The organism is Sphingobacterium sp. CZ-UAM, assembly GCF_002000245.1.
Lineage (GTDB): Bacteria > Bacteroidota > Bacteroidia > Sphingobacteriales > Sphingobacteriaceae > Sphingobacterium.
On record NZ_MTCM01000002.1, the window covers coordinates 503,733 to 518,622 of the forward strand.

Below are 14,890 nucleotides of genomic sequence, written 5' to 3' on the forward strand. Positions count from 1 at the left end.
CATGAATATAGCGAGCATTGCAGTATGGTATAGATTACTGAAGTTGCTTTGTACTTGATAAAAGCGAATAACTCTAAGATGAATACGATTATAACGAAACGCTATGGTAAGCCGTCCACGAAGCTGGGGCTTGCTTTGGCTTTGACAACTATCACTTTTTGGACAAGTGTCGGCACAGCAGGTATGGAGCCCTGACAATGGCAATGGAACATTTACCAACCCTTTGCTTTGGGGTGATTGGCCGGATCCCGATGTGATCCGTGTAGGGGACGATTTTTATATGATCTCGACGAGTATGCATTATGTGCCTGGAGCTCCGATTGTGAAATCCAAAGATTTAGTCAATTGGGAAATGGTAGGCTATGCCGTGGATCATTATGAGGAAGACCCCCGTTACAATATGGAAGGCGGAACATTGTATTTGAATGGCTCTTGGGCTGCAACTTTAAAGCATCACAATCGGAAATTCTATGCTGGATTCTGTACGCCGTATGGTTGGGGACGTGAAAAGGGGAATTTCTCGATCTGCGAAGCGGATAAACCTGAGGGGCCATGGAAGCGGACAATCTTTCCTGAATATCTGTATGACCCGGGTTTGTTCTTTGATGATAACGGTAAAGTTTATGTGGTACATGGTCAAGGTACATTATACCTAACAGAGCTGAATGCAGATGTTAAATCGGTCAAGAGTGATAAAGTCAAAATCTGGCAAGGTAGCTTCAAGAATGCGAACGAGCTTGGTGGTCATTTTGGAATGGAAGGAGCGCATATGTACAAGATCAACGGCAAGTACTATATCACCTGTCCGGCGGGTGGAACACAGGGCTGGCAGATCTGCTTGCGCTCAGATAATATCTATGGACCTTATGAGCATAAATTGATTCTCAATGATAACAGTTCCTATCCTGACAACGGTCTACATCAGGGTGGTATGGTACAGCTGAAAAACGGGGACTGGTGGTTTATTATTATGCAAGATCGTGGTGCGATAGGTCGGGTTCCCCATCTTTTGCCTGTCAAGTGGGAGGATGGATGGCCAATGCTGGGAACCGGTAATAAGGACGTGATTACCTACAAGAAACCAAATGTCGGAAAGACTTACCCAATAAAAACTCCGGCTACGACTGATGAGTTCAATGGGACAAAACTGGGCTTACAATGGCAATGGAACCACAACCCTGACAATAGCAAGTGGTCCCTTCAGGAACGGAAAGGGTATATGCGTTTACACGCTTCTCGAGCAGATTCTTTAAAAACTGCCCGCAATACCTTGTCACAACGGGTGCAGGGACCAAGTTCCGAAGGCACTGTTGAAATCGATTTGAAAGGATTAAAAAATGGCAATGTGGCTGGATTTGGTGTTTTTGAATTCCCATATGCTTTTGTGGCTGTGGAGCAGGTCAACGGTAAACGTAAAATTATCATGAGTAATGATGATAGGATTATCGAGAGTAAAGAGAACTTTGAAGGTGATAAGCTGTGGGTAAGGGCACGTGTTACTGATAAGGGGTTTATAGCAAAATTCTATTATAGCACCGATGGAGAGAACTTTTATGCTATTGGAAATGATTTAAAGATGCAGTTAGGACTACCTTGGACAGCAAATCGTTTTGCATTGTTCAACTATAGTAAAACGGCAGAAGGAGTAGATGGTTATGCTGATTTTAATTGGTTTAGATTTACCAATAAGTAAATATGTCTTAACACGAAGAATCTTTTATTATTAGAAATGTACATCAATATATTCAATGCTATTGTATGTTTAGATTTATTTTAATAACCTTATTTATATCTTGTACTATAATTGTACAAGGTCAAAAATTAAGATTGGAAAGCCCGAATAAGGTTCTATCGGCTGAGGTCTATCTTGCTTTGGGTAACAATAAGATACATTTATCTTCAGTCTCTCAAAGGTTGACGGACATCAAGATCTTAAATTTTGACTGGAACGAAGATATAGTTCAAGGTAACTGGCAGCTCATCAAGAGCGATAAACGGACTGTAAGTCATCAATGGAAACCTTTTTTTGGTGAACGCAACGCTATCAAAGACAACTATAATGAACTTGAGTTACAATTACAGTCCAGTGGAAATCATAAAAAAATGCAGCTCTATATTCGCTTGTACGACGAAGGAATTGCATTAAGATACGGCTTTGACGCCGATGATTTTGCTGGATCCGTTATCAATTCTGAACAAACGGCTTTCCAATTTGGCAGTGACGCCACAACTTGGATCGCTGGCGCAGCGCAAAGCGCTTACACAAAAACGACATTAAGCCAGCTTAAAGGAGAGTTTGAAAGACCTTTAGTGGTTAATCCAGCACCAAATTTATTTATGGCGATTGGGGAGGCAGCTTTGGTGGATTATGCCCGTATGAAATTTACTTATCAGGCAGAAAAGCAAAGCCATGTCATTCAATCCGCACTATCCGGAACGGTTGATTTGGACAAAGCTGGATATGAAAGCCCTTGGCGTTATGTTATGGTGGGGAAGTCCGCGGGTAAGTTGGTTGAGAATAATTATTTTATTCTTAACCTCAATACGCCTAACACAATTAAAGATACCTCATGGATAAAGCCCGGCAAAGTGCTACGTGAGGTGACGTTAACCACTGATGGTGGGATTGCAGCAGTTGATTTTGCAGCACGTAATCAGATTGCTTATGTAGAATTTGATGCAGGCTGGTATGGACCTGAAGAGTCGACCACTTCGGATGCCTCTCGGGTAAACGTTGATCCTGCACGTTCCAAAGGGCCTTTGGAGCTGCAATATATTATTGATTATGCGAATAAAAAAAATGTAGGTATCTTACTTTATGTCAATAAAAAGGCCTTGGAAAAGCAGTTGGATGAAATTCTACCCATTTATCAGAAATGGGGCGTCAAAGGGCTTAAATTTGGTTTTGTTAATGTGGGTAGCCAACAAGCGACAGTATGGCTTCATGAGGCAGTTCGTAAGGCCGCTAAATATAAATTGATGGTTGATGTGCATGATGAATATCGGCCTACGGGGTATTCCCGTACCTTTCCAAATCTGATTACACAGGAGGGCATTCGTGGCGATGAGGAATCGCCGAGCTCTGAACAGAGTCTGATCACAATGTTTACACGTGCCATTGCAGGTGCTGGTGATTATACCAACTGTTATCATGCCGTTCGTGTAAATACCAAAATGGGAGGGAAGGCTGCCCAAATGGCTAAAGCAGTGATGTTGTACAGTCCATGGCAGTTTATTTATTGGTACGATCGTCCGGCGGATGCACCACATAAAGCCGGAGGAGCGGGTGGAGAGCACGAAACGCTCATCGATGAGTCTGAAAATGCGGCAGCATTCTATCGTGGTCTACCTGTCACTTGGGACGAAACAAAGGTACTAAAATCGGACATTGGTGAATGCGGTGTTATTGCACGTCGATCGGGTAATCGCTGGTATATTGCCATGCTTGGGGCAAAAGTAAAACAGGATATCAAGATAGACCTTTCCTTTATTGAGACAGCTGATCGTTTCAAAGCGCAGTTGTGGGGTCAGGATGCACAAGGACTTGCAAAAAATGTAGTCGATTTGAAAGAATTTAGATTTAAGTCCAAGGTTTTTACAACAACATTAGAGCCTAATGCAGGTGCTGTATTGATTCTGGATAAGATAAAATAAGAACTTACAACCTTTAACAATGTAAAACAGCTGTGGACTTTATTGTTCGCAGCTGTTTTTGTTTCATTACCTATTCTTTGGAATGAATGTGATATTTGTAGGAGGAGTATTGTTCATCGAAAGTCGTATGGAAGAATAGCCTTGCAAATAAAACACCGATAATGGTCAAATTTGAACTAGTTGTGTCGCTGGTAGATTTTAAACTTTACATAAAAATAGATGGGAAATGATTTGACTTTTCCTATTACCTAATTATGTAATGAAACAGATAGTACAGCATTTTGATCAATTATTTAAAGAGTATCATCAACGATCCTTTTTGTTTGCCAAATCTTTTGTTCGCATTGATGCTGTTGCGGAAGATATTACAGCTGATGCCTTAATGGCAACATGGGAACGTATGCAAGAAGAAACATTGTTGTCTCCGAGATGTTTCTTGTTAAAAGTTATAAAAAATAAGGCCTTAGACTATTTGAAACACCAACGAATCCATCGTCAACTGATAGAACCATTAGATAGTTGGAACGAATGGGAGCTGCAATTGCAGATCGATAATCTCAATGAAATAAATGAAGAGCGAATTTTTCTGAAAGAAATTAAGAAAATAACGGAGCAGGCGTTGGACACAATGCCTATTAAGACCCGGGAAGTCTTTGAACTGAGCCGGCATCAATACATCAGTGGTAAAGATATTGCTCGACAAATGGGAATTTCGCTAAAAGGGGTGGAATATCATATTACGAAAGCACTAAAAGTGCTCACTGTAAATCTTAAAGATTATATGGTTGCTTCTTAGTAATTTAGATCTTATAATTCAACTAAAATGCGATGGGTAATCTGGGAATAGATAAAGTAATATTAGGGACAGCGGGATTGGGTGGTGTATGGGGGGGCGTAGATCCTGAAGAATCTATACAGGCAATTCATGAAGCATTATCTCATGGTATACGTGCTTTGGATACTGCGCCGGCTTATGGAGATGCGGAGTCCATAGTTGGGCAGGCTCTGGAACTATGGACCGGTGAAAGACCTTTAATTAGCACAAAAGTTGGCCGATTAAAAAGTTATGTCGCTACCGAAGCCAAATACGATTACTCCACTGCTGGCATGCAGCGTAGTGTTGACGAAAGTTTAAAGACACTTGGGGTATCAACTGTTGATGTGCTTTTTTTACATGAACCTGCGGTATTGACGGTAGATAACGCTGAAAGGGTAATTTCAGCTATAGAGCATTTTAAAGAACAAGGATTGACCAAAAAAATTGGCATCGGCGGAAATCCCCCTAATTGGTTCCTACCATTTCTGAAAGAAGGTCGATTTGATATTCTGATGGAGTATAATAAGCTGAACGCATGTAGTATAGAGGCGCTCCAAAATAGTATACCGATATGCGGACAGACCCAAACGGAATATTATGCGGCGAGTCCGCTGAATATGGGGCTTTTAGGCTGTAAGTTTCAGGAGTTTTCACAGCGCATACCTGAATGGCTCGACGTTGGGACGGTTGAGCAAGCGCGACGAATTCAGGCTATTGCAGAACGGCATAATTTATCATTGGAAGTGCTCGCATTACGGTTTTTATTGAATATGAATGCTGTATTCAAAATAGTCCTGGGGGCAGCTAACAGGCAACAACTGCAGAATTCTTTAGACGCAATCAAACAAGGCGTGCTGCCAGTCAATATTTATAACGAAATCCTTCAAACGTTTAATGATAATAAATGAATAGAATAGATCAGGAGATTTTTAATATCCAAAAAGTCAGTATTCGAGTTTTGGAACCTGTTGCCAACATAACTCCTTTTCAGGATGCGACGATGGGGCCGTTTCCAAGTTTTGGCATATCCGTTATTCGCATCGAAGATGCTGAGGGATTTGTAGGAGAAGCACCTGTTTATAATAGTTATACCAATATCTTGGAAACCTGCCTATTTCCCATATTGTTCCATTGTGAGGGTTTAACCTATGCAGAATTCTTTCCTAAGTTGTACTGGTCTATTCGAAATGAAGGGTTTAAAGGTGCGGCATCAGCTCTTTTAGGACAGGTGGATATGGCTTTATATGATTTGGCAGCCAGGCGTCGTGATCTACCATTATATCGTTATATTGGTGGCAATCGGAACCGCGTAAAAATCTATGGAAGTGGTGGTGGAACTAACTATACATTACAGGAACTGGAAAAGGAAGTTGCGCTCTTTTTGGATGCTGGAGTGGATTGCTATAAGATGAAGATTGGAAAGGACTTCGGTACAAATTTGGCGGCTGACATCGAACGTGTAAAACATGTGCGCAAAATGGCGGGAAAAGACATGCGGGTAGCGGTGGATGTCAATCAGATATGGTCTTGCAAAGAGGTATTTAGATTTTTGGATGCTATTGGTGAGGATGAATTGGCTTGGCTCGAAGAACCGTTACATTCAGCGGCCTATGATCAGATTGAAGAGCTTTGCAAGCGTACGTCAGTTCCCGTAGCTTATGGCGAATCTGAGCGGACCTCTAAAATATTTCCGATGCTGGCCAATTGCGGCATTAAACATTTACAGCCCGTTCCGACCCAATTTGGTGGAATAAAAGAATGGATGGAAGTTAGGGATTTATGTGCGGATCGCAATTTGCAGTTATCTTCTGGCGGTTATTCCTTATATTCGAGCTTTTTAATGACTACAGCCAAAGAAACTGGCATGATAGAATACCTGTATTCACTGATGTATGGCTTGGAAAAGTATTTTTTGATTCGACCATCATTGGAAAATGGACAGTTCCATTTACCAGAATCGGATGGATTGCCCGTACGTATCAATTGGGATTATTGCCTAAAGGAAAATAAGGTGCTTAGGGAGCAGGTCTGGTTAAAGCAGGATGTCCCGGGATACAATCCTTTGGTCAGTATGTAATACAATAAAAAGCGAACCTGATTATGAATTTAACATTTAATTATATTGATTACCTGGTTTTAACAATATATGCTTTAGTTCTTTTATATGTAGGTTTTCGTTTTTCAAGAAAAGAGAAAAATCAACAGGATATATTTCTGGGGGGGCGTTCCTTAAAATGGTGGCAGATTGGATTCTCTATTTTTGGAGCTAATGCCGGACCAACGATGTTGATCGGATTTGCCAGCATTGGTTTTTCGCATGGAATTGTTGCGAGTAACTTTGAATTATTGGCTTGGATCTTTCTGATGTTATTGGCCATGGTTTTCTTGCCTTATTATCTAAAAACCAAGATTAGTACCATACCGCAGTTTTTGCTGATTCGTTTTGGCAAAAGGTCTTATAATTTTCTGATCGTCTATAGCCTGATTTCCATTTTAGTCGTGTGGCTGGGCAGCGCCCTGTATGCTGGAGGGCTGCTTATCTCAGGTATTTTCGGATGTCAGTTATTTACGGCAATCGTCATTATTGGTATTGTCGCAACAAGTTTTACTGCGATAGGTGGATTGAAAGCTGTTGTCCGTACTGGTGTCTTCCAGTCCATTATCATTATTGTATCGTCGATTATTTTGACCTTCCTTGGTTTTCAGAAGATTGGTCATCTCGATGCGTTGATCAACCAAACTCCGGCATCGTATTGGAAATTATTTCTACCTGCTTCAAATCCCGAATATTCATGGGTTGGCATCGTTTTGGGCTATCCTGTCGTTGCCATATATTATTGGTGTGCTGACCAGACGATCGTACAGAAGGTTTTAGCTGCGAAAGATTTAAAAGAGGGGCAATATGGCGCTTTATTTATCGGCGCACTTAAGATAATCATGCCGATTATATTTATTTTGCCTGGTATCATGTGTTTCGTATTATTTAAGGATACTGCTCCGGATAATGCCTACATTACTATGATCAAACAATTGATGCCACATGGTCTTTTGGGATTGAGCATAGCCGCGCTGATTGCGTCTTTAGTCGATACGGTATCATCAAGCCTGAATTCATTTTGTACCGTGTTTACGTTAGATGTTGTTCCGCAATTTAAAGTGTTAGATAATAATCAGCAGCGGCGTATGGGAAAATGGGTGACGGTCCTAGTTGCGCTGGTGGGAATTGGCATAGCGATGCTATTTTCTTATTCTGGAAAAGGTTTTTTTGACTTAACGCAAGGTTTGGTTTCCATTTTGGCACCACCCTTGGCCGTCGTTTTTTTATGGGGAGTGATCTGGCGTGGAATTAACGGGACAGCAGCCGAAGTTGTCTTATACGGAGGTGGTCTAATTTGTTTGATTCTGGGTGTTTGTCATGTCCTAAATTATCCATACCGAGGCTTCTGGCCACATTTTCTGATGCTTTCTTTTTATATTTTTGTAGCTTTGAGTCTGATCATTGTGGTGGTATCTTTCTTGACCAAATCCACTGTAAATTCGGAGCTGCCGACCTTATTCGATGGATCGAATGCAAAAGAGTCTGGTCAATCTCGCTCAGTTTGGTTGACTTGGGCTGGACTGGCCTTCGTCATGATCATGATTTATATTTATTTTAATTGACCTTATTCGTGGAAAATATCACTAGCCAATGAATAACATGGCGAAGTAAAGATTGAATGGAAGAAAGCTCATTTAGTAAAAATATTAAACGAAAGTGAAGATGAAAATGTTGGTTCGCTTAATTATATTATGCACTTCAATGGCATTTGTTAGGTGCAAAGGGGAGGGGTCAAAACTCAATGTACCGCCGCAATATGAAGAGCATGTCTTTGTTGTCAATATTGTCGACAATTCAGAAAAATTAAAGGAATATCTGACTTACCACAGTCATGTTTGGCCAGAAGTAGAGGCAGGTTTTAAGAAAGCAGGCTATGAACGGATCGCATTATATCGTTTCGATAAGCTCATTGTCATGACAGTTCGTGTCCCAGTGGGTGCCAACCTTGATCAGATGGGTAAGCTTGCCGAATCCTACAGTCCTAAATGCGCCGAATGGAACGTGTTGATGGATACCTATCAACAAGGTGTCAGCGGTACCGCAGCCGGACAAAAATGGGCCGAAACGAATCTATTTTATGAATTTAAACATAAATAGCTTCCGGTGTGCGATATTGCTTTAGAAAATCCCGGGGTGAACTCCCCTTAACATCTTTAAAATGTTTGTTGAAATTTGAAATATTATTGTAACCACTTTTGTAGCAGGTCTCTGTAATATTGTACTTTCCTTCCATCAATAATTTTGCCGCATGACCAATGCGTATCTCTTTGATAAAATCCACTAAGGTCCTGTTGGTTTGCATTTTGAAGAACCTACAAAAGGCTGAGGAAGACATGGGCACTATAGAGGCTACATCTTGTAGCGTTATATCCTCTCTAAAATGCTTGAATATATAGTCGAAAACCCGGTTAATACGATTGGCATCTGTCGAATTTTCAATGATATTGAAAGATGGTGAAGATAATGTCTTATAGGAATTGGATAAGGCAAGTTTGTCTAGGAGCTGTAGCATCAATACTGCGCGGGACAGCCCTGTGGCAACCAACATCTCATTGAGAATATCTTTTGCCTGTCTAACTATTGGTCCAGAAAATAGCACTCCTTTTGCAGCATTGATAAACAATTGATTCAGAAGAATTGCTTCGGGCTTGGTCAGAAAATCTTTACCCAAAAAATCAGGATAAAAATGCACGATGGATGCCGTAGCGGGTTTATCCTTATCGATTGTATTGTAATATTGCCAGCAATGCGGAAGATAGCTTCCTAACAATACCAATTCATCACCTTCAAAATCCTCAATGTGATCGCCTATAAACCGTTTCCCCATACAGTTGCCCAGTAAGACAATCTCAAAGTTGAGATGCGACTTTAATGAAGTGTATTTTTTGATTTCCAGTTCTTCACTACGGACAGTAAACGACTGATCCGGGGGGAAAGTAAAGTTTTCATAAATATGCTGCATCATAATAAAAGCCTTAAATAGGTTTAAAAATCATAATTTGTAGCAACCGGTTGCATAATGTAGTTAAAGGTAAGAAAAAAAAATATGAAAGTATAAAATTAGCGCATCTTGTATGTAAAATGTTTAATGCAAAAAAACATTACAAAAGAGCAAATTACTGGTGGTTCTCGCTATTTATTATCCTGAGATTTATTCCTGTCATCAATTATGAAAAATAAAGACTTATAAATAACCAAGTTCACTATTGTCTTTTCTTTTGAGACTAGGGGACCCTGAATACAGATAATTATGAAAAAAGCGAAATTAACACAGTTTCAAAATTGGCACAAAAGCACAAAGAATGCCGTGCTCTTTTGTGCTTTGGCTGTCGCCTCCAGTCCCATGGAAGCGGAAGCAAGAGCAATTTTAATGGAGGGTGAGCATCAGGAAATAGTTGCATCTGATCATGCTCAAGAAGACATCATTGTAAATGGTCGCGTAGTTGACAAGGATGGACAACCTATGATCGGTGTATCCGTTTCTGAAAAAGGGAAGCGAAATCAACAGACTACGGATAAAAATGGTCGTTATCAGATCAAAGTATCTTCATCCGGAGTATTGGTTTTTACCTATGTTGGACATGAAACAGTGGAGCGAGCTGTTGGAGGACAACGGACGCACGATGTTTCAATGAAAGAAGGAAGGAGCGATCTGAATGAGGTTGTAGTAGTCGGATATACCACGCAGAAAAAATCACTGCTCACAGGGGCGATTTCGACAATGAAGGTCGATGAGCGGATGAATGCTATTCCAACAACTTCTGCTGGAAATCTTCTTATCGGTAGATTGCCAGGAGTGAATGTGAGTACAGTAAATGCTATTCCGGGATCACAACCAAGTATTAGCATTCGTACTAGGTCCTCACTCAATGACCAGAATGTTACTTATGTGATTGATGGCGTCGTTCGAGGTGCAGGCGATTTTAATAACCTAAGTCCAAATGAAATTGATGAGATCTCGGTATTAAAGGATGCTGCATCGGCAGCGATCTACGGTTCACGTTCTGCTGGAGGGGTAATCCTGGTAACTACAAAAAAGGGGAATCAAGGCAAACCAGTATTTAATTACTCTACCGGCTATAGCGTTGATACGCGAACTAAAAATGTAAACCTGACGAGTGCTGTACAGGCCGGTGAACTTTATAATCGTATTAATGGGGCAGCTGACCCTGCTGGGTGGGCATGGTCACAGGAGGAGTTAGATCATTATAAAACGATTAATAATGGCTGGGGGTACGATCAACTGGAAACAGTCTGGCGTAATCCATCCACACAGACACATAACCTCAGTGTAAATGGTGGTAGCGATAAGGTTCGGTATTTCGGTGCGGCATCCTATGTTAAGCAAACGGGATTTTTGGATCCGTTGAAGTACGATAAGTATAATATTCGGATGAACGTAACTGCAGATATTACCAAAGATCTGGAAATCTTTTCGGGGTTTGCATTATACAATAATTTTACGGGCAATGCTGTCTTTGAAGATGCTCAGGCTAATTATGGTAAGTTGAGAGTTTGGCAGCCCGATCAGCCAGTGTATACAGATAACGGTCAATATGTGGATTATGGATGGATCGCTAATATGGGAGCGAGTGTGGACGGTACAGCAGGTTACAATAGATCTCAAATGTTGAAACCACAATTAATCTTGAGCGGAACCTATAAAGCTCCATTTTTGGAAGGATTAAAAGCTAAAGTATCTTATGCAAGAAGTTGGGCGAACGAACTAAATAGGAAGTTTTACAAGAATTACCCCGTGTTTTCAATGAAAAGAAGCGGTCCGAATAACCGTATTATTTCTACAGCGGACGCGGACATCATTAGCATGAGAAAGTCGAGCTGGGTTGGGAAGGATTATATTGAGCGAAAATCAACCTATAGTGATGACAAACAATTCAATGTCCAGTTAAATTATGACCATGTATTTAATGATGTGCATAGCGTCTCTGGGGCTTTGGTGACAGAATGGTATGAAGGCGCGGGATCTGGTATTACTGGAGGAAGAGAAACTTTTCCAGTTTACTTAACCGACCAGTTCTGGGCAGCCAGCAGCGCGCGTGCCGATGGATGGGCCAATGGAGATACTGATTGGGTCAGTGGTCGGATGTCTTATATTGGACAGTTTAACTACACATATGCAAATAAATACTTATTTAATTTCTCGTTCCGTGAAGATGGTTCGATGAATTTTGCTCCCGACAAGCGATGGGGATTCTTCCCTGCTGGATCAGTGGGCTGGGTAGCGTCAGAAGAAAAATTCTTCAATAAATCATTGATCCAATTTTTAAAATTTAGGGGGTCAGTCGGTTTAACAGGTAATGATGCCGTTGGCGGTTGGCAATGGCAAGAATCTTATCAAGCTGGAAGTTCGGCTTATTTTGGCACAAGTCCTTCACAATTCGTTGGACTTGGCTATGGTAGCGTAGTTAATCCTAATCTGACCTGGGAAAAAGCATTAAGCTACAATGCGGGGGTAGATATGAACTTTTTGAAAAATTGGAATATTTCACTGGATTATTGGTACCGCAACTCCTATGATATTTTAAGGAATCGTCAAACGACTTTGCCATCAACATTTAGTTTGTCTATGCCAGCCGAAAACTATGCAAAAGTTAAGGCCCAAGGTTTCGATCTGCAGTTAGGGTACCGTAAAGATCGGCCGGACTTTTCTTATCATGCTAATTTAACGATGTCCTATGGTTGGAATAAAGTAATTACACAAGATTATGCGCAAAATGCGCAATGGATCGATATTCCGGTGGGCAAGACGCTAAGCACAATCAAAGGTTGGGAATTCGATCGTATTTTGCGTACCCAGGCTGATGTGGATGCGTTTGTTGGGGCCAATCCGAATTATAAACACAATGGATTATCACCCGCATTGGGGATGATGGTTTATAAGGATTTAAGTGGACCCAATGGCAAACCTGATGGAAATATCGATGATTGGGACCGTGTAATGTTAAAACCAAATAATTATCCCATCGTCTATGGACTTAATTTAGGCGGAAGTTGGAAGGGATTTCATCTGGACATGATGCTTTCCGGGCGTTTAGGCGAGAAAAAATGGATGAACGATCTTGCTGGTGGGGTAGAGTGGAACCGCATGTGGGATCAATGGTATTCGGACAGCTGGACACCAGAGAATCCGAATGCGACATTGCCAAAACGCGTAAGTGCCAATAATTCTAATACCTATCAAACAAATAGTTCATACTGGTTGAAAAATGGCAGCTTTATGCGGATGAAGTACTTGACTTTGAGTTATGATTTACCGAAGGGAAAATTTTACAGCAAAGTTTTTGATAACGTAAGGGTCTTCGCAACGGGAACGAATCTTTTTGTGATCAGTCCCTTTAATAAATACTATGATCCGGAGATTGGGGGTGGAAATGCATTCCCTGTGCTGCGCTCCTACAATTTTGGTATCGATGTTAAATTTTAAATGTTTGAGAAATGAAATCTAAAAAACTAATATACGGACTCTGTCTGGCATTTTTGACCAGCTGTAGTTTAGATTATAAAAATACAGGTGCAATCAACCCGGACAATGTCTGGATGGATAAAACCATGATTAATTCTTATTTGACAGATGTTTACGGAAAAATGATGCCTGGATGGTCTCCTTCGGCCAACGGTACCGACGAAGGTATGAACGGACCGACAAGTATGGGCGATTTTGCACGCGGATTGATTACTGTCGATAACCAGGGACAAAAATTGGATTATGCCAATATAGACCGGATCAACTTTTTCTTGGATAAAATGGAAACTGTAAGCGTACTTTCCGATGCTGAAAAGAAGCAAATGGTCGGTCAGGCCCTCTTTTGGCGAGCCTGGGATTATTGGGGTAAGGTTTGGAACGTAGGGGGAGTTCCTTTAATTCTACATTTTCAGGATGTAACGAATGTACCCTCGTTATTTGTAAGCCGTAATTCAACAACGGAATGTATGACACAGATTTTGAAGGACCTTGATGATGCCATCGCAAATCTTCCTGATGTTTGGACGGGAAATGACTATGGTCGCATAGATAAAGGGACGGCAATGGCATTTAAGGGCAGGGTACTATTACGTTATGCCAGTCCTTTGTTCAACCCGAATAACGATCAAAAGAGATGGGAAGCCGCCTATAAGGCGAATAAGGATGCTGTTGATTTCTTAAAGAGAATGGGTAAGGGCTTGTATGAAGGTAAATTTGAAGATATTTGGTATAATGAACGCAATAAAGAAGTGATTATGCTAAACCAATATTATATGCCTGATCATAAGCTTGATCAAAAAAACATTCGTCCCGAACCACTGACGAAGGATGGTGCAAATGATAATCAAACGATTTTTCCTCTGTTAATGGCCTATCCTAAAAAGGACGGAACGCCGTTAAAATTGGATCTCAATCGCTTGGTTAATGATCCAGTATATAATGAGCAATTTATGACTGATTTTTACGTTGGACGTGATCCACGGTTCTACGCAACTATTTTTAGTCCAGGTACCGCATATCCCGCAAAAGATGTATTGACTGGTGGAATGAAATATTGGAATGCCTGGAAAAAAATAGCAGACCCAACTTCACCTACTGGATTTAAGTATTCAACCTTGATCTTTAATGAGCTTGGAAAAGGTGTTGGCGGCAGTTCATCAGGTTATTTTCAATTAAAAGGAGTGGATAGAGATTTGACAATTCCTACAGTTTATGAAGGGAAAACCGACTGGATTGAAATTCGTTTTGCGGAGGTGCTAATGAATTATGGTGAATGTGCCAATGAAACAGGAAAGTCAGCGGAAGCGCTGGGTGTTCTGTATGATATCCGTAAAAGGGCCGGAATCGAAGCAGGCAGCGGAAATTATGGTATAACAGCCAGCTCGCAGGCAAATATTCGTCAAGCCTATATGGATGAACGTTTTATTGAATTCGCTTACGAGGGGAAGCGGTTCGCAGATTTACGTCGGTGGAAGCGGTATGATATTTTGAATAATCTGAAATATCGCTCAGGATTAAATGCTGTGATTAAAAATGAAAGCAGTTTAGTAGGTTTCGATTGGACCAAAGATATGTATGATCCAGCGGTGCGTAAGCTATTCCGTTTCGAATATGTCGAAAATTTAGATGGTGATAACCAGTATCAATTTAAGGTGGATCTACAGCATTGGTTTTATCCAATCCATAAAGAAGTTATAGATAGAAACTCAAAAATTGAACAAAATATAGAATGGGGTGGAACTTTTGACCCTTTAAAATAACTACAATTTGAAAATTAACATAGCGTGGTTTAGGTGTATCCATTAATGTTTTTTAGTTGGACTGCATAGCCAGTCCA

General features: G+C 40.8%; 10 protein-coding genes. 9 read left to right on the plus strand and 1 reads right to left on the minus strand.

What is annotated here, in order from left to right; translation table 11 throughout:
- The first annotated feature begins 166 nt into the window (after positions 1 to 166).
- The 7 genes from BWD42_RS12270 to BWD42_RS12300 all read left to right on the plus strand — a co-directional run bounded on the left by BWD42_RS12270 (position 167) and on the right by BWD42_RS12300 (position 8,666).
- Positions 167 to 1,693: a glycoside hydrolase 43 family protein gene (locus tag BWD42_RS12270; RefSeq protein WP_077436677.1), complete on the plus strand. Its 1,527-nt coding sequence runs from the start codon at positions 167 to 169 to the stop codon at positions 1,691 to 1,693.
- 134 nt (positions 1,694 to 1,827) lie between these two features.
- Positions 1,828 to 3,654: a glycoside hydrolase family 97 protein gene (locus BWD42_RS24870; protein WP_217700065.1), complete on the plus strand. Its 1,827-nt coding sequence runs from the start codon at positions 1,828 to 1,830 to the stop codon at positions 3,652 to 3,654.
- A 259-nt stretch (positions 3,655 to 3,913) separates the two neighbouring features.
- Positions 3,914 to 4,450 carry an RNA polymerase sigma-70 factor gene (locus BWD42_RS12280; RefSeq protein ID WP_077436679.1) on the plus strand — a complete coding sequence of 179 codons (537 nt, stop codon included), beginning with the start codon at positions 3,914 to 3,916 and terminating at the stop codon, positions 4,448 to 4,450.
- A gap of 32 nt (positions 4,451 to 4,482) precedes the next feature.
- Positions 4,483 to 5,379: an aldo/keto reductase gene (locus tag BWD42_RS12285; RefSeq protein ID WP_077436680.1), complete on the plus strand. Its 897-nt coding sequence runs from the start codon at positions 4,483 to 4,485 to the stop codon at positions 5,377 to 5,379.
- Positions 5,376 to 6,548 carry an enolase C-terminal domain-like protein gene (locus BWD42_RS12290; protein WP_077436681.1) on the plus strand — a complete coding sequence of 391 codons (1,173 nt, stop codon included), beginning with the start codon at positions 5,376 to 5,378 and terminating at the stop codon, positions 6,546 to 6,548. The genes BWD42_RS12285 and BWD42_RS12290 overlap by 4 nt, the downstream gene beginning before the upstream one ends.
- Before the next feature lie 23 nt (positions 6,549 to 6,571).
- Positions 6,572 to 8,131, plus strand: a complete 1,560-nt coding sequence (locus tag BWD42_RS12295) for an SLC5 family protein (protein ID WP_077436682.1) — start codon at positions 6,572 to 6,574, stop codon at positions 8,129 to 8,131.
- Between the two features lie 139 nt (positions 8,132 to 8,270).
- Positions 8,271 to 8,666 (plus strand): L-rhamnose mutarotase, encoded by a 396-nt coding sequence (locus tag BWD42_RS12300; RefSeq protein ID WP_175992050.1) that lies wholly within the window; start codon positions 8,271 to 8,273, stop codon positions 8,664 to 8,666.
- Here the strand turns inward: BWD42_RS12300 and BWD42_RS12305 are convergent.
- A complete protein-coding gene (locus BWD42_RS12305; RefSeq protein ID WP_077436684.1) occupies positions 8,653 to 9,534 on the minus strand; it encodes an AraC family transcriptional regulator in 882 nt (293 codons plus the stop codon). The genes BWD42_RS12300 and BWD42_RS12305 overlap by 14 nt on opposite strands.
- A 285-nt stretch (positions 9,535 to 9,819) precedes the next feature.
- Here BWD42_RS12305 and BWD42_RS12310 point away from each other — a divergent pair, with 285 nt between their 5' ends.
- Together BWD42_RS12310 and BWD42_RS12315 are read left to right on the plus strand one after the other, a co-directional pair.
- Positions 9,820 to 13,014, plus strand: coding sequence for a SusC/RagA family TonB-linked outer membrane protein (locus BWD42_RS12310; RefSeq protein WP_217700066.1), 3,195 nt, complete (start codon positions 9,820 to 9,822; stop codon positions 13,012 to 13,014).
- 11 nt (positions 13,015 to 13,025) lie between these two features.
- The gene (locus BWD42_RS12315) at positions 13,026 to 14,813 is read left to right on the plus strand and encodes a RagB/SusD family nutrient uptake outer membrane protein (RefSeq protein ID WP_077436685.1); all 1,788 of its coding nucleotides are present in this window, start codon (positions 13,026 to 13,028) and stop codon (positions 14,811 to 14,813) included.
- Positions 14,814 to 14,890 lie beyond the last annotated feature (77 nt).